Genomic DNA, 22,212 nt, shown 5'->3' on the forward strand with positions numbered 1-22,212 from the left:
TCTCCGAGATCGTGGAGTAGGGTGAACACTATGGCGACCATGACCAGCGATCGCATTCGCATCAAGCTCAGGGCATACGACTACCGCATTCTGGACAAGGCCGTGGCGGAGATCGTGGACACGGCGCGGAACACGGGGGCGGCCATCGCCGGACCCATCCCGCTGCCCACGAACATCCACAAGACCACGGTGCAGCGCAGCGTGCACATCGACAAAAAATCCCGGGAGCAGTTCGAGCAGCGCATCCACAAGCGCCTTCTCGACATCCTGGAGCCGACGCCGCAAACCGTCGACGCACTGGGCAAGCTTTCGCTGCCCGCCGGCGTTGACGTGGAAATAAAGCTCTAGCGAGGAAGCCATGGCGACGAAACTCGGAATTCTGGGCCGTAAGCTCGGCATGACCCGCGTCTTCACCGAAGACGGGACCGTCACCGCCGTGACCGCCGTCAAGGCCGGACCCTGCCCCATCGTGCAGATCAAAGACGCCGAGAAGGACGGATACACCGCCCTGCAGGTCGGCTTCGAGGATATCCCCGAGCGCCTTGTGAACAAGCCGCTCAAGGGCCACTTGGCCAAGGCCGGCAAGGGACTGTACCGCACCCTTCAGGAGTTCCGCGTGGACTCCCTCGACGGGTACGAACTCGGCCAGGACCTGACCGTGGACATGTTCAAGGCCGGTGAAGTCGTCAAGGTCACCGGAACGTCCAAGGGAAAAGGGTTCCAGGGCGTCATGAAACGGCACCATTTCTCCGGCCTGCGCGATTCGCACGGCGCCGAGAAGGTTCACCGTTCGCCCGGTTCCATCGGCAACCGCACGCAGCCCGGCCGCATCTTCAAGAACAAGCGCATGCCGGGTCACATGGGCGATCGCCGCGTGACCATCAAGAACATCGAGATCTTCGAGATCCTCCCCGAGGAGAACGTCATCCTGGTCAAAGGCCAGGTGCCGGGCGCCAAGGGCGGTCTCGTGATGATCCGCAAGCAGGACTAGGCAGGTAACGACAATGGCGAGCGTGAAGATAGTCGACCAGAACAACGTCGAGGTGGGAAGCCTTGAGCTTTCCCCCGATGTCTTCGGCGTGGACGTGCGTCCCGAACTCTTGAACCTCGTGGTTCGTGCGCAGCGTGCTTCGGCTCGCTCCGGAACCCACAAGGTCAAGGGACGGGGCGAGGTCAGCGGCGGCGGCAAGAAGCCGTGGCGTCAGAAGGGTACCGGCCGCGCCCGCGTCGGTTCCAGCCGCAACCCTGTCTGGCGCGGCGGCGGAGTGGCCTTCGGCCCCACCCCCCGCTCCTACGACATCAAGGTCAACAAGAAGGTCAAGAGCCTTGCCCTGAAGATGGCCCTGACCTCCAAGGCTCTGGGCGAGAAGCTGACCGTCGTGGACAGGTTCGACCTGCCCGAGATCAAGACCCGGCTTTTCGCCGACGTGGTTGGCAAGCTCGGCTTGAGAAAAGCCTTGATTGTTGTTGGCGGCCCTGATAAGACTCTCGCTCTTTCGGCCCGGAACCTTCCGCACGTGAAGGTGCTCGAAGCCGACCAACTGAGCGTTCTCGATGTGCTGACATACCCCGAGCTGGTGATGGTCAAAGAGGCCGTGACGAGCGTCGAGGAAAGGTTGAAGTAAGATGGACTACACGCAGATTCTCCTCAAGCCCGCCGTCTCCGAGAAGGCGACGTTCGTCAAGGAAGTGGGCGGTCAGGTGGTCTTCTATGTCCACGACAAGGCGAATAAGATCGAGATCAAGAAGGCGGTCGAGACGGCCTTCGCGGTCAAGGTCACCGACGTCAACGTCGTCCGCAAGAGCCCCTCGCCGCGCAAGAAGTTCGGTAAGGTCGTCGGTAAGGTGCCCGGATACAAGAAGGCCTACGTTTCGTTGGCCGAGGGCGACAAGATAGAGTTCTTCGAAGGAGTCTAGCGATGGCCGTGCGCAAGCTGAAGCCCACCTCCGCCGGATGCCGATTCCAGATGGTCTCCTCGTTCGAGGAGATCACGAAAAAGGCGCCCGAGAAGTCCCTGACCGAGGGACTGCGGAAGAAGTCCGGCCGCAACTGTTACGGCCGGATCACTTCCCGTCGGCGCGGAGGCGGACATAAAAAGCTTTATCGTATCATCGACTTCAAGCGCAACAAGGTCGACATCCCGGCCAAGGTCGCCGCGGTCGAGTACGACCCCAACCGCAGCGCCCGCATCGCCCTGCTGCATTATGCCGACGGCGAGAAGCGCTACATTCTGGCCCCCGTGGGGGTGAAGGTCGGCGACGTCCTTCTCTCCGGAGAGAAGGCCGACATCAAACCCGGCAATGCCATGCATCTCGGTCGCATCCCCACCGGCACGGTGGTGCACAATATCGAGTTGCAGCCCGGTCGTGGCGGACAGTTTTGCCGCGCCGCTGGAACTTATGCCCAGCTCGTGGCCAAGGAAGGCAAGTACGCCCTGCTGCGGCTGCCTTCCGGCGAGATTCGCAACGTGCTTTCCGCCTGCGTGGCCACCATCGGCCAAGTTGGCAACATCCAGCACGAGAACATCTCGCTGGGCAAGGCCGGTCGCAACCGCTGGCTCGGGCGTCGTCCCATGGTCCGCGGCGTGGCCATGAACCCCGTCGACCACCCTCTGGGCGGCGGCGAGGGCAAGTCCTCCGGCGGTCGCCATCCGTGCACGCCGTGGGGCAAGCCGACCAAGGGCTACAAGACCCGCAAGCCGAACAAGTCTTCGTCCAAGCTGATCGTGAAGCGGCGCGGCGAGAAATAGCAGGAGTAACCGGACATGCCCAGGTCACTGAAGAAGGGTCCCTTCGTGGACGCCTCGATAGTCAAGAAAGTGCAAAAGGCCGCCGAGACCCAGGACCGCCGCGTCATCAAGACCTGGTCCAGGCGCTCCACCATCCTTCCGGACATGGTCGGCATGACCTTCGCGGTGCACAACGGCCGCAAGTTCATCCCGGTCTTCGTGACCGAGAACATGGTCGGTCACAAGCTTGGCGAGTTCGCGCCTACCCGGACCTTCTTCGGCCACTCGGTGGACAAGAAGTCCAAGGCCGCGGGCAAGAAGTAGGGAGAGGGAACGATGGAAGCCAAAGCCGTCGCCAAGTTCGTGCGCATCTCGCCGCGCAAGACCCGGCTCGTCGCCGACAACATCAAGGGGATGCCTGTGGAGGACGCCATGAACGTCCTTCGCTTCACCCCCAAAAAGGCCGCCAAGGAACTGAACAAGGTCCTGCGCTCGGCCATAGCCAATGCCGGTCAACTGCCCGGTGTGGATGTGGACTCGCTCTACATCAAGAGTGTCATCGTCAACGAGGGTCCCACCTGGAAGCGGATCATGCCTCGCGCCATGGGCCGCGCCTACCGTATCCTCAAGAGGACCAGCCACATCACCATCGTGGTTGACGAGAGCTAAGGGGACGTCATGGGTCAGAAAGTACATCCCTACGGGTTCAGGCTCGGGTACAACAAGAACTGGCTTTCCCGCTGGTTCAGCAAGAAAGACTACCCCGGCTTCGTGCTCGAGGACGACAAGATTCGCAAGTACGCGAAAAAGGTGCTCTTCCACGCTGGCATCTCGAAAATCGAGATCGAACGCGCGGGCGGCAAGGTCCGGATCATCGTGCACACCGCGCGTCCCGGCATCGTGATCGGACGTAAGGGCGTGGAGATCGAGAAAATCCGCGACAACATGCGCAAGAAGTTCGGACGCGAAATCGCCATCGAGGTTGTCGAGATCCGCCGTCCCGAGACCGACGCCCAACTCGTGGCCGAGTCCATCGCCACCCAGCTTGAGCGTCGCGTGGCCTTCCGTCGCGCCATGAAGCGCACTGTGGGCATTGCCCGCAAGTTCGGCGCCGAAGGCATCAAGGTCGCCTGCGCAGGTCGCCTGGCCGGAGCCGAGATCGCCCGCAGCGAGTGGTATCGCGACGGCCGCGTGCCCCTGCAGACCCTCCGCGCGGACCTGGACTTCGGCTTTGCCGAGGCCAAGACCACGTATGGCGTCATTGGCGTCAAGGTCTGGATTTTCAAGGGTGAGATTCTGGATGAGGTGGAACAATAATGCTCGCTCCCAAGAGACTGAAATTTCGTAAGCGGCAAAAGGGCCGCCTCAAGGGCAACGCGCAGACCGGCAACCTCGTCTCGTTCGGCGAGGTCGGTCTGAAGTGTCTTGAGCACGGCAAGATCACGGCGCAGCAGATCGAGGCCGCCCGTATCGCCATCACCCGTCACGTCAAGCGCGGCGGCAAGGTCTGGATCCGGATATTCCCGGATCATCCGATCACCGCCAAGCCCGCCGAAGTCCGTCAGGGCAAGGGTAAGGGCGCGCCTGTCGGCTGGGTCGCCCCGGTGCAGCCCGGACGGATCATGTACGAACTCGCCGGCGTGGACATCGAGGTGGCCAAGGTCGCCCTGACCCGCGCCGCGCACAAGCTGCCGGTGAAGACGGCCATCGTGGTCAGGGAGGCGATCTAAGATGGAAATGAAAGCCATCCGCGAACTGGACGCTGGAAAACTGGACGCCAAGCTTGCCGAGTTCCGCCAGGAACTCTTCAACCTTCGCTTCCAGCACGCCACCGCGCAGCTTGAGAACACGCAGCGCATCAAGGCCGTGAAGCAGTCCATCGCCCGCATCCTCACCGTGAAGAACGATTCAGGCAAGGCGTAGGTGACACGCATGATCGAGAAGAAGAGCAACAAGCGGGAATTCGTGGGCGAGGTCGTCTCCGACAAGAACGACAAAACCATTGTCGTCAGCGTCGAGACCTTGGTCAAGCACCCGCTGCTTGGCAAGTACATCCGCCGTCGCAACAAGTTCATGGCGCACGATCCGAACAATGAGTGCGCCATCGGTGACAAGGTGCAGATCGTCGAGTCCCGGCCGCTGTCCGCCCGGAAGCGCTGGCATCTCGTTAAGATCGTGGAAAAAGCTGTCTAAGCTTTCGTAAAGGAAAACGGCAATGATCCAGGTTCAATCCCGGCTCGACGTCGCGGACAATTCCGGCGCCAAGGAAGTCATGTGCATCAAGGTGCTGGGCGGTTCCAAGCGTCGTTACGCGAGCGTCGGCGACATCATCGTGGTTTCGGTCAAGGACGCCATGCCCCACGCCAAGGTGAAGAAGGGCGACGTCATGTTCGCGGTTGTGGTGCGGACCAAGAAGGAGATCGGTCGTCCCGACGGCACCTTCATCAAGTTCGACAACAACTCCGCCGTCATTTTGTCCAAGCAGTTCGAGCCCGTCGGCACCCGCATTTTCGGTCCCGTGGCCAGGGAACTGCGCGGCAAGAACTTCATGAAGATCGTCTCCCTGGCCCCCGAAGTGCTGTAGGCCGAGGAACGGGGAAGGAGAGCGAGGAATACCATGGAAGCCAAGAATTATCGCGTCCGCAAGGACGACAAGGTCCAGATCCTGGCTGGCAAGGACAAGGGCAAGGTCGGCAAGGTGCTGAAGGTCCTGAAGAAGAGGGACTGCGTCATCGTCGAGAAGGTGAACGTGGTCAAGCGCCATACCCGCGGCAACCCTTACAGCGGCCAGGCCGGCGGCATCCTGGACAAGGAAGCCCCGATCCACGTGTCCAACGTGGCCGTCGTTTGCGACGCCTGCACCAAGGCCACCCGCGTCGGGTACCGCTACACCGAGGACGGAACCAAGGTGCGTTTCTGCAAGAAATGCAACGAGATCATCAAGGCGGGATAGCACCATGACGACTCTGGAAAAGCTGTACAAGGAAAAGATCGCCCCCGAACTGACCAAGGAGTTCGGATACAAGTCGTCGATGCAGATCCCCCGGCTGCGCTCGGTGCATCTGAACATCGGTCTTGGCGAGGCCAGCCAGAACCACAAGCTGATCGAGGAGGCGGTGAACGAGCTGACCCGTATCTCCGGTCAGAAGGCCGTGATCACCAAGGCCAAGAAGTCCATCGCTTCGTTCAAGCTTCGTGAAGGGCAGCCCGTGGGTTGCCGCGTGACGCTGCGTGGCGAGCGCATGTGGGATTTCATCGACAAGCTGGTGAACTTCTCCCTGCCGCGCGTCCGCGACTTCCGTGGTGTGCAGGACAAGGGATTCGATGGACGCGGCAACTTCACCATGGGCGTCCGCGAGCACACCATCTTCCCCGAGATCGACATCGAAAAAGTTGATCGGGTGAAGGGCATGAACATCACCTTTGTCACGACCGCGTCCAGCGACAAGGAGTCCAAGCAACTCCTGTCCCTGCTCGGCATGCCCTTCAGGAAATAAGGAGTTTCGAAATGGCCCGCACCTCTCTTATGGTCAAGGCGCGCCGCAAGCCCAAGTTTTCCGCCCGCGCCTACAACCGCTGCCCCATCTGCGGCCGGTCGCGCGCGTATCTTCGCAGGTATGGCGTCTGCCGTATCTGCTTCCGCAACAAGGCCCTGCGCGGCGAACTGCCCGGCGTGCGCAAGTCGAGCTGGTAGTCGAGAAAGGCAGTAGTGAGGAGAATGAGCAATGGCTGTGAGTGATCCCGTTGCCGACATGCTGGCCCGGCTGCGCAACGCGCACCAGGGGCTGCACGCCAAGGTCAACGTGCCCGTTTCCAAGATGAAGGCCGACATCGCGCGCATCCTGAAGGATGAAGGCTTCATCGCCGACTACGAGGTCGGCGAGCGCGACATGGTCGTCACCCTGAAGTACGTAGGCGGCAAGCCGGTCATTACCGGTACCAAGAAGGTCTCCAAGCCCGGCCGACGCGTGTATGTCGGCGTTGGTGAGATCCCGCGCGTGCGCAACGGCCTGGGCATCTGTGTCCTGTCCACCTCCAAGGGGGTCATGGACGGGGAGAGAGCCGCCACCGAAAAGGTCGGCGGCGAGCTGCTCTGCGAAATCTGGTAAGGGGAATCGAACCATGTCCAGAATCGGCAAGAATCATATCGATCTGCCCAGCGGCGTCGAGGTGAGGGTCGGAATCGACACCATCGAGATCAAGGGCCCCAAGGGCGCCCTGATCACGCCGCGTCACGAGAAGATCGCCTACGAGATCGAGGGCTCCACCGTGCGTCTGACGCGGGTGGACGAGAGCCGTGCCGCGCGTGAGCAGCACGGTCTGCGCCGCACCCTGCTCGCCAACTGCGTCGAGGGTGTGACCAAGGGCTACCAGAAGGAGCTCGAGGTCGTGGGCGTCGGTTACAAGCTTCAGGTCCAGGGCGCGAGCGTGGTGCTCTCGGTGGGATACTCCCATCCCGTGAACTTCCCGCTGCCCAAGGGCATTGAGGCCAAGGCCGAAGGCAACAAGCTGACCATCATGGGAATCGACAAGCAACTGGTCGGCGAGGTGGCTGCCCAGATTCGCCGCGTGCGCCCGCCCGAACCGTTCAAGGGCAAGGGCATCAAGTACGCGGGTGAGCAGATCCGCCGCAAGGCCGGCAAGTCCGGCGGCAAGAAATAGCCGCCGTAATGCCACAAAAGGAATGACGCCATGAAGCTGACCAAGGAAGAACAGCGCAAACGTCGCAAGTTGCGCATCCGCAAGAAGATCTCCGGCTCGGCCGAACGGCCCAGGCTGGTCGTCTTCCGCTCCAACCGGCACATCTATGCCCAGTTGGTGAACGACGACACGGGGCAGACGATCTTGTCCTCCTCGACGCTCTCGCTCGTCAAGGCCGGGCAGGCCGTCAAGTTGGACAAGGCCTCGGCGGCCGTCGTCGGCAAGGACGTGGCCGAGAAGGCCAAGGCCATGAACATCGAGGCCGTCGTGTTCGACCGCAACGGCTACAAGTACCACGGCCGCATCCAGTCGCTCGCAGAGGGCGCCCGGGAAGCCGGACTGAAATTCTAAGGAGTGGAAGCCGTCATGGCCGAGACCAACGATACCGGACACATCGAAAAGATCGTCTACCTGAACCGCGTGGCCAAGGTCGTCAAGGGCGGCCGTCGTTTCAGCTTCAGCGCCCTGGTGGTGGTCGGCGACGGCAAGGGTAAGGTCGGCTGCGGCCTGGGCAAGGCCAACGAGGTCCCCGAGGCCATTCGCAAGGCCTCCGACCGCGCCAAAAAGGACATGATCGAGGTTCCCCTGATCGACGGCACCCTGCCGTATGAGATCCTGGGTGAATTCGGCGCCGCCAATGTGCTTCTCAAGCCCGCGAGCAAGGGTACCGGCATCATCGCCGGCGGCCCGGTGCGCGCGATCATGGAGGCCGCCGGCGTCAGCGACATCCTGACCAAGGCCATCGGCACCAACAATCCCCACAACGTGGTCAAGGCGGCCCTGGCCGGCTTAGCGTCGATCATCAGCGCCGACGCCATGTCCGACATCCGCGGCAAGGCCTTGTCCACGCCGAGGAAATAAGGGAGCGCCCGTCATGAAGATCACGCTCACGCGCAGCGCCATTGGCGCCACGCCGAAACAGCGCAAGGTGCTCGAGGCTCTGGGGCTGCGCAGCATCCGGCAAACCAAGATCTATCCCGACAATGACGCCATGCGCGGCATGGTCAAGCATGTCGCCCATTTGGTGGAGGTTCAGGAATAATGCAACTGCACGAACTCTATCCCTTCCCCGAGGAGCGGCAGACCAAGAAACGCCTTGGTCGCGGCCGTGGTTCGGGTCTCGGCAAGACCTCCGGCAAGGGCCATAAAGGCCAGCGTTCCCGCTCCGGCGGCGGCGTCAAGGCTGGATTCGAAGGCGGCCAGATGCCCCTTCAGCGTCGCCTGCCCAAGCGCGGCTTCAAGAATTTCAATCGCGTCGAATACGCTGCGTTGAATCTTGACGCCCTGGCCAAGGCCTTCGAGGGCCAGGCCGAGGTGACCCTTGAGGACATCTACACCAAGGGGCTGTGCTCCCGGAATCTTCCCGTGAAGATCCTGGGACGCGGCGAGCTTGCCGCCTCCATGACCATCGAAGCGCATCGCTTCAGCGTCACGGCCAAGGAAAAGATCGAGAAGGCCGGCGGCTCCGCCAAGGCCCTCGAAGCATAAACGACGGAAGGGGACATGGCCGCGTTAGGTGTCGAGAACATAGGCAAGCTTCCAGAATTGCGCAGAAAACTGCTCTGGACCTTTGCCCTGCTGGCTTTCTACAGGATCGGCATCCATATCCCCGTTCCCGGTGTGGACACGGCGGCTCTGACCGAATTCTTCGAGAGCATGCAGAACACCCTTTTCGGGCTGTTCGACATGTTCTCTGGCGGCGGCCTGTCCCGTATTTCGATCTTCGCCCTGGGCATCATGCCTTACATCTCGGCCTCGATCATCATGCAACTCCTCACGGTCGTCAGCCCCGAGCTGTCCAGACTGCAGAAGGAGGAGGGTGCCGAGGGCCGCAAGAAGATCACCCAGTACACGCGCTACGGCACGGTGCTGATCACGATCATCCAGGGTCTCGGCATCGCCATCGGCCTTGAGAGCATGACCAGCCCCACGGGCCTGCCCGTGGTGCTCGAACCGGGCTGGGGATTCAGAATGGTCACTGTGCTCACGCTCACGGCGGGCACCATTCTGGTCATGTGGCTTGGTGAGCAGATCACGGCCAAGGGCCTTGGCAACGGCATCTCGTTGATCATTTTTGCGGGTATCGTGGCCACCTTGCCCCGTGCGCTCATCAATACCTTCCAGCTTGTCGGCGCGGGCGAGATGAGCGTGTTCTTTTTGCTTATCCTGACCGTGATCATGGCTGGCGTGCTCATCGCCATCGTCACGGCCGAGAGGGCCCAGCGCCGCATTCCCATCCAGTACGCCAAGCGCCAGATGGGCAGAAAGATGTACGGCGGCCAGACCTCGCATCTGCCGCTCAAGCTGAACACTGCGGGCGTCATTCCGCCCATCTTCGCCTCCTCCATCCTCATGTTTCCGGGCACCATCGCCCAGTTCTCCGGAGTGGAGTGGCTGCAGACCGTGTCGACCTGGTTTGCTCCCGACGCGCTCATCTACAACGTTATCTTCGTGGCCTTGATCGTGTTCTTCTGCTACTTCTACACGGCGATCATCTTCGATCCGAACCAGATCGCCGAGAATCTCAAGAAGAGCGGCGGTTTCGTGCCCGGCATCCGCCCCGGCCAGAAGACCAAAGAATACATTGATCGCGTGTTGTCGCGCATCACCATCTGGGGTGCGACCTACATCTCCATCATCTGCGTGCTGCCAATGATCTTCATCGCGCAATTCAACGTCCCGTTCTACTTCGGAGGCACGTCGCTGCTGATTGTCGTGGGCGTGGCCATGGATTTCATGGGACAACTCGAATCCTACCTGATCTCGCGGCAGTACCAGGGACTTATGGAGAAGGCCGGAAGGGTCAAGGGCAGGCGCTAGGTGAAGAAGTATCGCGGCATCTTTCTGAAGAATGCTGCCGAGATAAGGATAATGCGCGAGGCCAATCGCATAGTGGCCCGCATACTCGACGCCCTTGAAAAAGCCGTGCGGCCGGGTGTCCCAACCATGCTCTTTGAAGAAATCGCCCAGGCCAAGTGCCGCGAGTACGGAGTCCGTCCGGCCTTTCAGGGCTACCACGGGTTTCCGTTCGCGCTGTGCTGCTCCGTCAACGAGGAGATCGTGCACGGGTTTCCGTCCGATCGACTCCTCAAGAACGGCGACATTGTCAGTTTCGACATGGGCGTGGTGTACGAAGGTTTTTACGGTGATTCCGCAAAGACCTTTACAGTCGGCGAGGTTTCAGGTAAGGCTAACGCCCTTCTCGATGCCACCAGGAGCGCCTTGGCGCACGGCATCGAGCAGGCGAGGCCCGGCAACGACCTGTACGACATCTCCAAGGCCATCCAGGAGTACGTGGAGGGCAAAGGGATGCATGTCGTACGGCGGTTTGTCGGGCACGGCATTGGCCGCAACCTGCACGAAAAGCCGGAAGTGCCGAACTTTGTTCCGCAGGGTTCGCCCTCCATCCCGCTGAAAGCAGGGATGGTCCTGGCCATCGAGCCGATGGTCACGCTGGGATCCCCGGAAGTGAAGGTGCTGGACGACAAGTGGACCGCGGTCACCAGGGACGGAAGCCTGGCCGCACATTTCGAGCACACCGTGGTGGTGACCGGAGACGGTCCCGAGATATTGAGCCTGTGACGCGGGCGGACGACGAGAGGGAGACAAGGTCATGAAGGTGAGACCGTCGGTCAAAAAGATTTGCCCCAAGTGCAAGATCATCAAACGCAAGGGCGTGTTGCGCGTCATTTGCGAAAACCCCAGGCACAAGCAGCGCCAGGGTTAGCGAGGGAATTTGAGTGGCTCGTATCGCTGGAGTCGAACTGCCGAGGAAGCGGCTGGACATCGCCCTGACCTATATCTACGGGATCGGCCGCACCACCGCGCTCAAGATCTGCGACGCCACCGGCGTCGAGTGGACCAAGAACGCCGATGACCTGAGCAATGACGAGGTCAACACGCTGCGTAAGGAAATCGAGAGCAGCTACAAGGTCGAGGGCGATCTGCGCCGCGAGATCACGACCAATATCAAGCGCCTCATGGACATCGGCTGCTATCGGGGCCTTCGGCACCGTAAGGGCCTGCCGGTGCGTGGTCAGAGCACCCATGCCAACGCCCGCACCCGTAAAGGGCCGCGTCCGAGTGTGGTGGGTCGCAAGAAAAAAGGCAAGTAAGCGGAAATCCATTCCGTTTGCGTTTCGCGAAATTTCGACTGTGGAGTAATGGTCATGGCCAAAGCGCGCCGTGTGACGAAGAAGAAGGAAAAGAAGAATATTCCCACGGGGATCGCCCATATCCAGGCGTCCTTCAACAACACCATCATCACCTTCACTGACATGAGGGGTAACGTGGTGTCGTGGGCATCTTCGGGCGGTAGCGGTTTCAAGGGGTCGCGCAAGTCTACCCCGTTCGCCGCTCAGGTGGCGGCCGAAACCGCCGCCAAGAAGGCACAGGAAAACGGCATGCGGTCCGTGGGCATTCTCGTCAAGGGCCCTGGTTCGGGTCGTGAGGCCGCCATGCGGGCCATCAACAATTCGGGCTTCAAGGTCACCTTCATCCGCGACGTGACGCCCATTCCCCACAACGGCTGCCGTCCGCCGAAGCGCCGCCGCGTCTAACCGAGGGAGGATTCAGTCTTGGCTCGTTACGATGGTCCCAAGTGCCGGGTCTGCCGCCGTGAAGGTGGCAAGCTCTTTTTGAAGGGCGACCGCTGCTACACCGACAAGTGCGCCTACGAACGCCGTCCCTACGCCCCTGGCCAGCATGGCCGCGGCCGCGTGAAGATGAGCGACTACGCTGTCATGTTGCGTGAAAAGCAGAAGGTCCGCCGCATGTACGGCGTTCTGGAAAACCAGTTCCGCCTGTACTTCCAGGAAGCCGACCGCAAGAAAGGCGTCACCGGCCACAATCTTCTGGCCCTGCTTGAGCAGCGCCTGGACAACGTCATCTACCGCATGGGCTTCGCCAACTCCCGTGACCAGGCGCGCCAGCTTGTTCGCCATGGCATTTTCAGCCTCAACGGCCGCCGGGTGAACATTCCGTCCATGCAGGTCAAGCCCGGAGACACGGTCCTCGTGCGCGAGGAGTCCCGCAAGGTGCCCGTGATCCAAGAAGCCCAGCAGGTTATCGCCCGTCGGGGATGTCCCGACTGGCTGGAGGTGGATGGGGAGAACTTCAAGGGCGTGGTCAAGGCGACCCCGCGCCGTGAAGACATCCAGCACCCCATCAACGAGCAGCTCATCGTCGAGTTGTACTCCAAGTAAGAGGACGACATGCTCATTCAGCAAGGCGACAAGTTCATCAATTCGCGCAACTGGTCCGAATTGGTCAAGCCCGAGCAGTTGGTCAAGGATGCCAAGACGGGCAACACCTACGGCAGGTTCGTTTGCGAACCCCTGGAGCGCGGCTTCGGGACGACCATCGGCAACGCGCTTCGCCGCGTGCTGCTCTCCTCGTTGCAGGGCGCGGCCATCGTGTCCGCCCGTATCGAGGGTGTGCATCACGAGTTCACGACCATTCCCGGCGTGATCGAAGACGTGACTGATATCATCCTGAACCTGAAGTCCGTCCGCCTGGCCATGAACACTGACGAACCGCAGACGCTGGTTCTCTCCGCCTCCAAGAAGGGCGCGGTCACCGCTGCCGCCATCAAGGAGAATCAGAACGTCCGGGTGCTCAACGCAGATCAGCACATCGCGACGCTGTCCGACGACATCGAGTTCACGATCACCCTGGAAGTGCGCATGGGCAAGGGGTACGTCCCGGCCGAGATGCACGACCAACCCCAGGAGATCGGGCTCGTCGCCATGGATGCCAGCTTCTCTCCCGTGAAGAAGGTGGCCTACACCGTGGAGCAGGCCCGTGTCGGACAGATGACCAACTACGACAAGCTCATCCTCGACGTCTGGACGGACGGCTCCGTGACTCCTGAGGACGCCATCGCCTATAGCGCCAAGATCCTCAAGGACCAGCTCACCATCTTCATCAACTTCGATGAGCTGACCTCCGAGGACGAGCGCTCCGGTCACTCCGGCTCAGGCGAGGATAACGAGAACCTCTTCAAGTCCATCGACGAACTCGAACTCTCGGTTCGCGCCACCAACTGCCTGAAGAGCGCCAACATCCGTTATGTGGGCGAGCTCGTGCAGCGTGGCGAGAACGAGATGCTGAAGACGAAGAACTTCGGCCGCAAGTCGCTGGAGGAGATTCGTCGCGTCCTGGACAACATGGGCTTGGAGTTCGGAACCAGGATCGACGGCTTCGACGAGAAACTCCAGGAATGGTTGAAGAGGAAAGAGAACAATGAGGCATAGAAAGTCCGGCAAGAAGTTCGGGATGGAGCCGTCCCACCGTAAGTCCATGTTCCGCAACATGGCCCGTTCCCTGATCACCCATGGCCGCATCCGTACGACCGTTGTGCGCGCCAAGGAACTGCGCAAGGTGGCCGACGGACTCATCACCCTGGCCCTGCAGAACGATCTGCACGCCCGCCGCCAAGCCTACAAGGTCTTGGAGAACCACCAGCTCGTGAAGAAACTCTTCGACGAGATCGGCCCCAAGTTCGTCGGCGTTCCCGGCGGCTTCACTCGTGTCGTTCGCCTGGGCGAGCCCCGCAAGGGTGACAACGCCCCTCTGGCCGTGATCGAATTCACCGCTCTTGGAGCCGCCGAGGCTCCTGCCGCCGCCCCCGAGGTCCAAAAGACCGAGGAGCCGAAGGCCGCTCCCGCCAAGAAGGCTCCCAAGGCCGCCAAGGAACCTAAGGAGCCCAAAGAGCCCAAGGCCCCCAAGAAGAAGGCCACCGCGAGCGAGGAAGCTCCTGCCGAGGAAGCCCCGAAGGCCGAGTCCGAAGAAAACAAGTAGCGTTTCTGCACCCGAAGAGATTATGGAAGGCAGGCCGATGGCCTGCCTTCTTTTTTGTTTCCATATTGACTGTCCTGATGTATGGTATCGTCTCCATGGATATCAGGCGGCTCGAAGCTTTCTGCAAGGTCTACGAACTTGGCAGCTTTTCCAAGGCTGGCCAGGAGCTTTTTCTTTCCCAGCCGACCATCAGTTCCCATATCTCCACTCTTGAGGACGAACTCGGCGTCAGGCTCTTCGACCGCATGGGGCGTTCGGTGCTTGCCACCAGGGCTGGGGAGATCCTCTACGGCCATGCCCGCGAAGTCTTCCGCAGCCTCGCGAACGCCCGGGCAGACATCGAGGCTCTGCTCGACTCCGTGAGCGGCGAAATCGTCGTGGGCGCGAGCACCATCCCGGCGCAATATATTCTTCCTGGTCTGTTGCGCGGCTTTCTCTCCGCTTATCCAGGCGTCGGCGTGCGCATCGAAAACGGCGACTCAGACTCCGTCATCGAACGCGTCACGGAGGGCTCTCTGATATGCGGCCTTTGCGGCGCACGGGTCGATCATCCCGACCTGCTATTCGACCTCGTCCTTTCCGACGAGGCCGTGCTTATCGCTCCCCCCTCTGTTGCCGTGGAGATCGGAGCCGATGCGACGCTTGAGCAAGCCCTGAAATGGCCATGGATCATGCGGGAGGCCGGGTCGGGCACACGTAAGACCCTGGAGATCGCTTTGAGACAGAGGGGAGCGGTCATCGATTCGCTTCGGGTGGTGGTTTCGGTCGCCAGTACCGAAGCCGCGATTAACTGCGTGCGCGGCGGCCTCGGTGTCAGCGTCACCTCGCGTCTGGCCGCGGCCGGGTTCATCGAGCGGGGCGAGGTCTCCGCCGTCAGTGTGCCCGAACTCGACATGTCGCGCGAGTTTTACCTCGTGCGCAACGTGCGGCGGAGCCTGATGCCCGCTTACCGCCATTTCGTCGAACATATTCTGACGGCGTCCGCTCCCGGACGCGGGGAAGCCACGTGAGCGAAAAACGCATCACCCTGGTGGATACTGTTAAAGCCGCCGGTTGAGCGGCCAAGATTCCTCCCGGGGACCTGGAGGAAGTACTGGCCGCGCTCGGCACCGTCGCCGACCCGCGCCTCCTCGTGGGCGTTGCAGGCAACGAGGACGCGTGCGTCCTATCCTTCCCAGGCGGCAAGGCACTTGTCCAGACCGTCGACTTCTTCACGCCCATCGTTGACGACGCCTACGCCTTCGGGCAGATCGCGGCGGCCAACGCCCTCTCCGACGTCTACGCCATGGGCGGTGAGCCGCTGTGTGCCATGAACATAGTCTGCTTCCCCATCAAGAAGATGCCTCGCGCAATCCTCACGGACATCCTGCGCGGCGGCCGAGACAAAGTCCTCGAGGCGGGGGCGGTTCCGGCGGGCGGGCACAGCGTGGAGGACGACGAGACCAAGTACGGCCTGGCGGTCTCGGGCGTGGTCGATCCCGACCGCGTGGCCACCAACAAGGGGCTTTTGCCCGGCGACAGGCTGATCCTTACCAAGCCTCTGGGCACGGGCGTCTTGTCCACGGCGCTGAAGGCGAAGTGGCAGGGTTTCGAGCGCTTCGAGGAATTGCTCATCGCCTGGGCCTCGCGCCTGAACGCCACGGGCGGCCGAGTGATCCGCGAACTCGGGCTTCGCGCTGCAACGGACGTCACGGGCTTCGGCCTGGGCGGTCATCTTCTGGAGATGGCCCATGCCTCGAACGTCTCCATCGCGCTTGCCAGCGCCGACGTTCCGGTCATCGACGAGGCGCTGGACCTCGCCGCCATGGGGCTTTTGCCCGCAGGCAGCCACGCCAACCGCAAATTTTGCGCGAGCGCCGTGCATGTCGAGCCGGGAGTGGACGGACTGAGGGCGGATTTGTGCTTCGACGCCCAGACCTCCGGCGGTCTGGTGCTGGCCGTGCCCGAGGAAAAGGTCCCGGACGCCCTGCGCATGCTCGCGGAGGCGGGAGAACCCGCCCACGTCGTGGGCCGGGTGCACGCGCAGGGCGAGTTGCCTGCACGGCTCACGTTGCTGCGCTGACGCGGCTTTCCCCGGAGGTCGGCAAGAGGGCCGCAGGTCTGTTTTTTTTCAGGTCACGCCAAAGCGGGCGCGGGGTTTTCCAGGCGGGCGCGCACGAAGGCCATGGATTCGGCGGCCAAGTTCTCCAGATCCTCTCCATGCGAAAGGTGCAGCCGGGCTGCGCCGATGAGCATGGCGTAGATGACGTGGGAGACGGACATGGGATCGCAGGCACGGACGGAGCCGTCCTCGATGCCCCGCTCCAGGCCTTCCTGCAGCAGTCGCAGATAACGCAGATGCATGAGCTTCAGGTCGGCGTTGGGGAATGCGTTCACGTCGAGGGTGTCGTAGGCCGTGTTCTTGAGGATGAGTTGGAATTCCCCGGCTCGCTTGCGCAGGTACTCGAAGAAGGCGGCTACGAAGGAAAGAGCCGCGTCAAGCCCGCTTCGCGCGGGCGTCAGGCTCTTGAGGGTGGCCTTGAATAGGGAGTAATGCACACGCCAAGTGACGATGAAGAGCAGGTTCTCCTTGTTCTTGAAATGGTAGATGACGGTGCCGCCTGCAACGCCTGCGGCCTTGGCGATGTCGGACACGGGGGTGTTCTCGTAGCCCTTTTCGGCAAACAGGATTTGCGCCGCGTCCACGATTGCCTTGATCTTGCCCATGCATCATCCGCTATCATGAATCGTTTCAGGGGAAAACGGAAAATCGTTTTCCACGGCGACCCTTCACGCCGCCTGATTCCTGCGTAGTCCTTTCCCGTGCGTGGAGGAATGATAATTTTCGGGCGCGCGGGGAGTCGATCGGTTAGCGAGGAAGAATCCTTTCCGTGCAGCACGGCAGGCCGCGCTGCACGGAAAGGATAAATGGCTAGATGTCCAGCCCGTAGCTGGCGATGAAGGATTCCATGCGGGCGCGCGAGGCGGCCAAGCGCTCGCGCAGCTCGACTTTGTAGGCATCCAGGTCCAAGGTTTTGGCCGCGACGCCGCTGTCCATGGCGGCCTTGGCCACGGCCGGGGATTCCCACTCGATGACGCGAAGGTCGAGCGGCTTGGGAATGATGTAATCGATGCCGAACTCCATCTCCGAAACGCCGTAGGCCTTCTTCACGTAATCGGGCACCGGTTCCTTGGCCAGGGCGGCCAGGGCCTGGGCGGCAGCCACTTTCATCTCTTCGTTGATGGTCGAGGCGCGAACGTCGAGCGCGCCGCGGAAGATGAAGGGGAAGCCCAGCACATTATTGATCTGATTGGGGAAGTCCGAACGGCCCGTGGCCATGATCACATCGGGGCGTGCGGCCTTGGCGTCGGGGTAGGGGATTTCCGGATCGGGGTTGGCGCAAGCGAAGATGATGGGATTTTTGGCCATGGCGGCCACCATCTCGGGCTTGACCATGCCGCCCACCGAAAGTCCCAGGAAGCAGTCCGCGCCCTTCATGGCCTCGGCCAGGGACGGCAGGGCCTTGTCCTGGGCGTAGGCCATTTTGTGTTCGTTCAGGTCGGAGCGGCCCTTGTGCAGGTGTCCGCGCGAATCGAACATGTGGATGTTGGAGCGCTTCACGCCCAGCGCCTCGTAGAACTTGGTGCAGGCGATGGCTCCCGCGCCCGCGCCCGAGACCACGACCACGATATCCCCGGCTTTCTTGCCCGAGATCTCCAGCGCGTTCAGAAGACCGGCGCCGGAAATGATGGCCGTGCCGTGCTGGTCGTCGTGAAAGACCGGGATGCCCATCTCGCGCTTGAGGGTTTCCTCGATGTGGAAGCACTCGGGCGCCTTGATGTCTTCGAGGTTGATGCCGCCGAACGTCGGCTCCATGGCCTTGACGATCTCGATGAGCTTGTCGGGATCCTTGCAGTCCAGGTTGATGTCGAAGACGTCGACGTCGGCGAAGACCTTGAACAGGACGCCCTTGCCTTCCATGACCGGTTTGCCAGCGGCCGGGCCGATGTTGCCAAGGCCGAGCACCGCGGTGCCGTTGGAGACCACGGCCACGAGGTTGCCCTTGGTCGTGTAGTCGTAGGCCAGGGCGGGGTCTTTTTCGATGGCCTTGCAGGCCAGGGCGACGCCGGGGGTGTAAGCCATGGAGAGGTGCTTCTGGGTCAGGCAGGGCTTGGTGGGAACGACTTCCACCTTTCCTTTGCGGCCCTTGCCGTGATAGGCCAGCGCCTCCTCCGGGGTGAACAAAGCCATTGAGAAACCTCCATGGGTAGCGCGCCCGGCCGCGCCGGACGCAGGGGTTGGAAAACGAGCGCCTCAAGCTACAAAAGCACGAAGGCGAAGTAAAGCATCGGGCCGCGCGGCGCAGGGGTTGCGCTGGCCGTGATGCGGTACTAGTCATGAAGGAAACGACATCACGGGAGACAGTCATGAGCGTGCTGGCGGAGTTGTCGATATTTCCCATTGGCGCGGGCGAAAGCGTGAGCGAGTCCGTGGCCCTGGCCGTGGATGTCATCCGCGCAAGCGGTCTGGCGCATGAGCTGGGCCCCATGGGCACAACCCTGGAAGGCGAGTGGGACGAGGTCATGACCGTTGTCGGCCGTTGCCACGAGGTCCTTCGCGAGCGCCATCCGCGCGTCTACCTGACCTTGAAGGTCGATTCGCGCCAGGGCGCGGGCGGCAGGCTCGCGGCCAAGACGGCCTCGGTGCGCCGCCTGCTCGGGGACGAGACGTGAAGCGCTTCGATCTCTCTGTGTATCTGGTCACGGATCGGCCGCTGTGCGGCGGGCGCGCCCTGATCGACGTGGTGGCCGAGGCCGCCGCGGGCGGGGTCACGCTCGTGCAGTTGCGCGAGAAAGAGGCCGGCACGCGCGAGTTCGTGGAACTGGCCAGGGCCGTGAAGAAGGCGCTTGCGCCTCTGGGCGTGCCGCTGCTCGTCAACGACCGCCTCGACGTGGCCCTGGCCTGCGGAGCCGACGGCGTGCACGTGGGCCAATCGGACATGCACCCGTCCGACGCGCGGGCCATTCTCGGGCCCGGCGCGATCATCGGGCTCTCCGTGGAGACGCCCGAACTCGCCCGGGCCGCGCGCGATTTTCCGGTGGACTATCTCGGCGCGGGGCCGGTCTTCCCCACCGCGACCAAGGCCGACGCCGCGCCGGTGCTCGGTCTTTCGGGGCTTGGCGAGGTCGTGGGGCTGGCCGGACGGCCCGTGGTGGGCATCGGCGGCATCGGCCCCGCCAACGCCATGGAGGTGTTGCGGGCCGGGGCCCACGGCGTGGCCGTAGTCTCGGCGCTGTGCGCGGCCTTCTCCCCGCGCGAGGCGGCGCGCGAGCTTTTGCAACTCGTACGCGCGGCACGCGGTGTGCAAGACTGACCGGTCATGCGTCTTCTGCTCGTCAACCTGACTCGCTTCGGCGACCTTGTGCAAAGTCAGGTCTGTATCACGGGCCTTGCGGAGCAGGGCTTCGAGGTCCACCTCGCGGTCCTGGATAACTTCAGCCAGGCGGCCCGCCTTTTGCGCGGCGTGACCAGCATTCGACCCGTGCCCGGCTCACGGTTTCTCTTCACGCCGGGGGCGGACTGGCGGCAGGGGCTGGCCGAGTTCTGGCGCTTTGCCGACTCGCTGGAACGCGAGGTGGCGCCCGAAGTAGTGGCGAACATCACGCCGTCGCTTCCGGGCCGTCTGTTGGCCCGGCGTTTCGAGGCCGCGCGGCAGGTGGGCCTGGGGCTGGACGCGGAGGGCTTCGCCCGCGACGAGAGCCCCTGGGCGGCCTTTTTGCAGACCGCGAGCAGGCATCGCGGCACGAGCCCCTTCAACGTCGCGGACATCTTTTGCCGCGTGGCCGGTCTGCCCGCGCCGGGCAGGCCGCGCGTCCTTTCGCTCGCACAGCCCGAGGAGGCCGTGCGCCTGAAGGCCGAGGAACTGCTGCGCGAAGCGCCCGAAGCTCCCGGCGGTCTCGTGGCCCTGCAACTGGGGGCCAGCGAGGACCGCCGCCGCTGGCCGCTGGAATATTTTGCCCGCCTGGGCGGCCTGCTTTGGGAAAAATGCGCCGCCCTGCCGGTGCTGCTCGGCGGGCCGGACGAGACGCGGCTGGCCGAACGCTACGCCGTGCTGGCTGGACATCCGCACCTCTCGCTCGTGGGCCGCACCACGCTGCCCGAGCTGGCTGCCGTGCTCGGCCTCGTGCGCCTTCTGGTCAGCAACGACACCGGCACCATGCACCTCGCGGCCGGGATGGGCGCGCCGGTGCTGGCCGTGTTCCTGTGCACGGCCCAGGCTTTCGACACCGGGCCGTACCAACCCGGAGCCCTGTGCCTGGAGCCGGACATGGTCTGCCACCCCTGCGCCTTCGGTGCGGCCTGCGCGCACGACGAGGCCTGCCGCCGGGCCATCGGTCCCGAGGGCGTTTTTTCTGCCGCGGCCGCGCGCCTTGCCGGACCGAGGTGGGGCGATGCGCCGCCGCCCGGCTCACGCGCCTGGATCACGGGCCACGACACGTCCGGCTACCTTGCGCTCGACCGCCTGGGCGGCGGCATGGACGACCGCCAGGCCTGGTTGCTCACGCAGCGCGCCTTTTATCGTCAGTTCCTTGACGGAGCGCGCGCCCCGGCGCTCGACGGCCTGCCGCCTCTCTCTGGAGAGGCGCGGGCCGCGCTTGCCGCCACGCTCGCCGAAGCCTGCACCGTGCTCGCGCTCCTGTGCAGCCAGGGCGCGCTGCTCATCCACTCCCCGCGTCCGGCCCTGAAGACCAAGTTCCTGGCCTACTGGCAGCGCCTGACCGCGCTCTTGCAGGCCGACCCGCGCCTTGCCCCCCTGGGCTGGCTTCTGGCTGGGCAGGGCGAGGAGCAGGGAGGCCGCCTGCCGGAGTTCCTGGCGCTCCTCGAACGATACCGCGACGGCCTCGGGGCGCTCGCACGACACATCGGTCAATAACGGCACGTTTCTTGAATTGAAGTGGCGGAAAACAACCGCCACCCAATGGAGGAGCGAAGCATGATCGTTGTGGACGGCCACGAAAAAACCATCGACATCAAGTCGTTCCAGAATCTGGAGCAGATTCTGCTCAAGGTCATGGAAGACTCCTACATGAACGACCGCATCGTCACCGACGTGCTGGTCAACAAGGAAAATTTCTCCGAGATCTACCCGCACCAAGCCGAGGACATCCCCTCCTCCGAGGTGGAGTCCATCGAGATCGTGACCATGGGCACCACCGAGATGGCCGTGAACATCACCCGCGAGCTGTACAAGGTCGTGACCATTATGGACACGGGCGCGCATCAGGTCGCGACGTTGTTCCGTCAGGCCGACGACGCCGAGGCCCTGGACATGCTCCAGGATCTGCTCGACGTGACGCGCGATTTCTTCGGCATGGTCGGCGTATTGCGCGACGAGTTCACCCTGCGCGAGCACAAGCCCTTTACCGCCGCCATTGAGGAGCTTTCCAACCTCTTCACCGAGATGCTCGACGTGATGGGCAACGAGGACTGGATTTTGCTCTCCGACCTGCTCGAATACGAGTACGTCCCGGCTGTGCAGCGTTGGAAGAACATTATCGCCAAGCTTCGCGAGGAAATTCGCGACGTCCAGTAGGAAAGGGGCGCATCATGTCCGAGAAGCTGCGACTGCTGGATCAGGCTCTGGCCTTGAGTGAGGCCGAGCTCGGCTATCTGAATGAGGGAGATTTCGCCAGGGCCGAGGAGAGTTCGGCCGAGCGCGGCGAACTGATCCGCCGCGTGCTGGCCATGAAGAACGAGCCCACGACCCAGGACGACCTGATCGAGAAGCTCAAGGAACTGCGGAACATGCAGGGCCGCCTGACCACGGAGGCCAAGCGGCTGCACGCCGAATTGAAAGAGGACCTCGTGCGCACGAGCAAGGAGGCCAAACGTTTCGGCGGCTACCAGCAGGCGGCCGGCATGCGCCAGCCCAAGAACAGCCGGTTCATCAGCAAACGGGGATAGGGGCAGACGATTTTTTCCGGTGCCTGACAAAGGGAG

General features: G+C 62.7%; 37 protein-coding genes and 1 pseudogene. 36 read left to right on the top strand and 2 right to left on the bottom strand.

Features of this window, described 5'->3' with window-relative positions; translation table 11 throughout:
• The first annotated feature begins 30 nt into the window (after positions 1-30).
• The 31 genes and pseudogenes from rpsJ (at position 31) to selD (ending at position 16,293) form a co-directional block, all read left to right on the top strand.
• Entirely contained in the window at positions 31-348 is a 318-nt protein-coding gene (gene rpsJ, locus DSAT_RS04535) for a 30S ribosomal protein S10 (protein WP_020886414.1), read from the top strand.
• 10 nt (positions 349-358) lie between these two features.
• Positions 359-991 carry a 50S ribosomal protein L3 gene (gene rplC / locus DSAT_RS04540; protein ID WP_020886415.1) on the top strand — a complete coding sequence of 211 codons (633 nt, stop codon included), beginning with the start codon at positions 359-361 and terminating at the stop codon, positions 989-991.
• A gap of 13 nt (positions 992-1,004) precedes the next feature.
• The gene (rplD, locus tag DSAT_RS04545; protein WP_020886416.1) at positions 1,005-1,625 is read left to right on the top strand and encodes a 50S ribosomal protein L4; all 621 of its coding nucleotides are present in this window, start codon (positions 1,005-1,007) and stop codon (positions 1,623-1,625) included.
• A 1-nt stretch (position 1,626) separates the two neighbouring features.
• A complete protein-coding gene (gene rplW, locus DSAT_RS04550; RefSeq protein WP_020886417.1) occupies positions 1,627-1,917 on the top strand; it encodes a 50S ribosomal protein L23 in 291 nt (96 codons plus the stop codon).
• Between the two features lie 2 nt (positions 1,918-1,919).
• Positions 1,920-2,750, top strand: a complete 831-nt coding sequence (rplB, locus tag DSAT_RS04555) for a 50S ribosomal protein L2 (RefSeq protein WP_020886418.1) — start codon at positions 1,920-1,922, stop codon at positions 2,748-2,750.
• Between the two features lie 15 nt (positions 2,751-2,765).
• Complete coding sequence (rpsS, locus tag DSAT_RS04560) at positions 2,766-3,053, top strand: 30S ribosomal protein S19 (RefSeq protein WP_020886419.1); 288 nt, start codon at positions 2,766-2,768, stop codon at positions 3,051-3,053.
• 12 nt (positions 3,054-3,065) lie between these two features.
• Entirely contained in the window at positions 3,066-3,398 is a 333-nt protein-coding gene (gene rplV, locus DSAT_RS04565; protein WP_020886420.1) for a 50S ribosomal protein L22, read from the top strand.
• 9 nt (positions 3,399-3,407) lie between these two features.
• On the top strand, positions 3,408-4,046 hold the full coding sequence (rpsC, locus tag DSAT_RS04570) for a 30S ribosomal protein S3 (RefSeq protein WP_020886421.1): 639 nt from the start codon (positions 3,408-3,410) through the stop codon (positions 4,044-4,046).
• Positions 4,046-4,459 carry a 50S ribosomal protein L16 gene (gene rplP / locus DSAT_RS04575; protein ID WP_020886422.1) on the top strand — a complete coding sequence of 138 codons (414 nt, stop codon included), beginning with the start codon at positions 4,046-4,048 and terminating at the stop codon, positions 4,457-4,459. Before rpsC ends, rplP begins: the two co-directional genes overlap by 1 nt.
• Before the next feature lies 1 nt (position 4,460).
• Entirely contained in the window at positions 4,461-4,652 is a 192-nt protein-coding gene (gene rpmC, locus DSAT_RS04580; protein ID WP_020886423.1) for a 50S ribosomal protein L29, read from the top strand.
• Between the two features lie 9 nt (positions 4,653-4,661).
• Positions 4,662-4,922, top strand: coding sequence for a 30S ribosomal protein S17 (rpsQ, locus tag DSAT_RS04585; protein ID WP_020886424.1), 261 nt, complete (start codon positions 4,662-4,664; stop codon positions 4,920-4,922).
• Between the two features lie 22 nt (positions 4,923-4,944).
• A complete protein-coding gene (rplN, locus tag DSAT_RS04590) occupies positions 4,945-5,313 on the top strand; it encodes a 50S ribosomal protein L14 (RefSeq protein WP_020886425.1) in 369 nt (122 codons plus the stop codon).
• A 33-nt stretch (positions 5,314-5,346) separates the two neighbouring features.
• Positions 5,347-5,682, top strand: coding sequence for a 50S ribosomal protein L24 (gene rplX, locus DSAT_RS04595; protein ID WP_020886426.1), 336 nt, complete (start codon positions 5,347-5,349; stop codon positions 5,680-5,682).
• 4 nt (positions 5,683-5,686) lie between these two features.
• On the top strand, positions 5,687-6,226 hold the full coding sequence (rplE, locus tag DSAT_RS04600) for a 50S ribosomal protein L5 (protein WP_020886427.1): 540 nt from the start codon (positions 5,687-5,689) through the stop codon (positions 6,224-6,226).
• An 11-nt stretch (positions 6,227-6,237) separates the two neighbouring features.
• On the top strand, positions 6,238-6,423 hold the full coding sequence (locus DSAT_RS04605) for a type Z 30S ribosomal protein S14 (protein ID WP_020886428.1): 186 nt from the start codon (positions 6,238-6,240) through the stop codon (positions 6,421-6,423).
• A gap of 31 nt (positions 6,424-6,454) precedes the next feature.
• Entirely contained in the window at positions 6,455-6,838 is a 384-nt protein-coding gene (rpsH, locus tag DSAT_RS04610) for a 30S ribosomal protein S8 (RefSeq protein ID WP_020886429.1), read from the top strand.
• Positions 6,839-6,851: 13 nt separating this feature from the next.
• Entirely contained in the window at positions 6,852-7,391 is a 540-nt protein-coding gene (rplF, locus tag DSAT_RS04615) for a 50S ribosomal protein L6 (RefSeq protein WP_020886430.1), read from the top strand.
• Between the two features lie 30 nt (positions 7,392-7,421).
• Positions 7,422-7,781 (top strand): 50S ribosomal protein L18, encoded by a 360-nt coding sequence (rplR, locus tag DSAT_RS04620; RefSeq protein WP_020886431.1) that lies wholly within the window; start codon positions 7,422-7,424, stop codon positions 7,779-7,781.
• A 15-nt stretch (positions 7,782-7,796) separates the two neighbouring features.
• Entirely contained in the window at positions 7,797-8,291 is a 495-nt protein-coding gene (gene rpsE, locus DSAT_RS04625) for a 30S ribosomal protein S5 (RefSeq protein ID WP_020886432.1), read from the top strand.
• Positions 8,292-8,304: 13 nt separating this feature from the next.
• The gene (rpmD, locus tag DSAT_RS04630) at positions 8,305-8,472 is read left to right on the top strand and encodes a 50S ribosomal protein L30 (protein ID WP_020886433.1); all 168 of its coding nucleotides are present in this window, start codon (positions 8,305-8,307) and stop codon (positions 8,470-8,472) included.
• Entirely contained in the window at positions 8,472-8,918 is a 447-nt protein-coding gene (gene rplO / locus DSAT_RS04635; RefSeq protein ID WP_020886434.1) for a 50S ribosomal protein L15, read from the top strand. The genes rpmD and rplO overlap by 1 nt, the downstream gene beginning before the upstream one ends.
• A gap of 15 nt (positions 8,919-8,933) precedes the next feature.
• Positions 8,934-10,250 (top strand): preprotein translocase subunit SecY, encoded by a 1,317-nt coding sequence (gene secY, locus DSAT_RS04640; protein ID WP_020886435.1) that lies wholly within the window; start codon positions 8,934-8,936, stop codon positions 10,248-10,250.
• Positions 10,251-11,012, top strand: a complete 762-nt coding sequence (map, locus tag DSAT_RS04645) for a type I methionyl aminopeptidase (protein WP_020886436.1) — start codon at positions 10,251-10,253, stop codon at positions 11,010-11,012. It begins immediately after the preceding gene.
• A 31-nt stretch (positions 11,013-11,043) separates the two neighbouring features.
• Positions 11,044-11,157: a 50S ribosomal protein L36 gene (gene rpmJ, locus DSAT_RS04650; RefSeq protein WP_020880439.1), complete on the top strand. Its 114-nt coding sequence runs from the start codon at positions 11,044-11,046 to the stop codon at positions 11,155-11,157.
• 13 nt (positions 11,158-11,170) lie between these two features.
• Positions 11,171-11,545 carry a 30S ribosomal protein S13 gene (rpsM, locus tag DSAT_RS04655; protein ID WP_020886437.1) on the top strand — a complete coding sequence of 125 codons (375 nt, stop codon included), beginning with the start codon at positions 11,171-11,173 and terminating at the stop codon, positions 11,543-11,545.
• A gap of 54 nt (positions 11,546-11,599) precedes the next feature.
• Positions 11,600-11,989 carry a 30S ribosomal protein S11 gene (gene rpsK, locus DSAT_RS04660; RefSeq protein WP_020886438.1) on the top strand — a complete coding sequence of 130 codons (390 nt, stop codon included), beginning with the start codon at positions 11,600-11,602 and terminating at the stop codon, positions 11,987-11,989.
• Positions 11,990-12,007: 18 nt separating this feature from the next.
• Positions 12,008-12,634 carry a 30S ribosomal protein S4 gene (gene rpsD / locus DSAT_RS04665; RefSeq protein ID WP_020886439.1) on the top strand — a complete coding sequence of 209 codons (627 nt, stop codon included), beginning with the start codon at positions 12,008-12,010 and terminating at the stop codon, positions 12,632-12,634.
• Positions 12,635-12,643: 9 nt separating this feature from the next.
• Positions 12,644-13,684, top strand: a complete 1,041-nt coding sequence (locus DSAT_RS04670) for a DNA-directed RNA polymerase subunit alpha (RefSeq protein ID WP_020886440.1) — start codon at positions 12,644-12,646, stop codon at positions 13,682-13,684.
• Positions 13,674-14,060 (top strand): annotated as a pseudogene (gene rplQ / locus DSAT_RS15745) (50S ribosomal protein L17); the annotation flags it as partial. The gene DSAT_RS04670 and the pseudogene rplQ, both read left to right, overlap by 11 nt.
• Before the next feature lie 248 nt (positions 14,061-14,308).
• A complete protein-coding gene (locus DSAT_RS04680; protein WP_020886442.1) occupies positions 14,309-15,241 on the top strand; it encodes a selenium metabolism-associated LysR family transcriptional regulator in 933 nt (310 codons plus the stop codon).
• Entirely contained in the window at positions 15,238-16,293 is a 1,056-nt protein-coding gene (gene selD / locus DSAT_RS04685) for a selenide, water dikinase SelD (RefSeq protein WP_084712769.1), read from the top strand. Before DSAT_RS04680 ends, selD begins: the two co-directional genes overlap by 4 nt.
• 53 nt (positions 16,294-16,346) lie before the next feature.
• On the opposite strand, the gene DSAT_RS04690 is transcribed toward selD, so the two are convergent.
• Positions 16,347-16,937 carry a TetR/AcrR family transcriptional regulator gene (locus DSAT_RS04690; protein WP_020886444.1) on the bottom strand — a complete coding sequence of 197 codons (591 nt, stop codon included), beginning with the start codon at positions 16,935-16,937 and terminating at the stop codon, positions 16,347-16,349.
• Positions 16,938-17,142: 205 nt separating this feature from the next.
• Positions 17,143-18,462, bottom strand: coding sequence for a malic enzyme-like NAD(P)-binding protein (locus tag DSAT_RS04695; protein WP_020886445.1), 1,320 nt, complete (start codon positions 18,460-18,462; stop codon positions 17,143-17,145).
• A gap of 176 nt (positions 18,463-18,638) precedes the next feature.
• Here DSAT_RS04695 and DSAT_RS04700 point away from each other — a divergent pair, with 176 nt between their 5' ends.
• The 5 genes from DSAT_RS04700 to DSAT_RS04720 are packed head-to-tail and all read left to right on the top strand — an operon-like array spanning position 18,639 to position 22,176.
• Positions 18,639-18,944, top strand: coding sequence for an MTH1187 family thiamine-binding protein (locus DSAT_RS04700; protein WP_020886446.1), 306 nt, complete (start codon positions 18,639-18,641; stop codon positions 18,942-18,944).
• Complete coding sequence (gene thiE / locus DSAT_RS04705; RefSeq protein ID WP_020886447.1) at positions 18,941-19,585, top strand: thiamine phosphate synthase; 645 nt, start codon at positions 18,941-18,943, stop codon at positions 19,583-19,585. The genes DSAT_RS04700 and thiE overlap by 4 nt, the downstream gene beginning before the upstream one ends.
• Before the next feature lie 6 nt (positions 19,586-19,591).
• The gene (locus DSAT_RS04710) at positions 19,592-21,145 is read left to right on the top strand and encodes a glycosyltransferase family 9 protein (RefSeq protein WP_020886448.1); all 1,554 of its coding nucleotides are present in this window, start codon (positions 19,592-19,594) and stop codon (positions 21,143-21,145) included.
• Positions 21,146-21,205: 60 nt separating this feature from the next.
• Positions 21,206-21,805, top strand: coding sequence for a DUF8043 domain-containing protein (locus DSAT_RS04715; protein WP_020886449.1), 600 nt, complete (start codon positions 21,206-21,208; stop codon positions 21,803-21,805).
• Positions 21,806-21,819: 14 nt separating this feature from the next.
• Complete coding sequence (locus tag DSAT_RS04720; RefSeq protein WP_020886450.1) at positions 21,820-22,176, top strand: hypothetical protein; 357 nt, start codon at positions 21,820-21,822, stop codon at positions 22,174-22,176.
• Positions 22,177-22,212 lie beyond the last annotated feature (36 nt).

This window comes from Alkalidesulfovibrio alkalitolerans DSM 16529, assembly GCF_000422245.1.
Classification (GTDB): Bacteria; Desulfobacterota; Desulfovibrionia; order Desulfovibrionales; family Desulfovibrionaceae; genus Alkalidesulfovibrio; species Alkalidesulfovibrio alkalitolerans.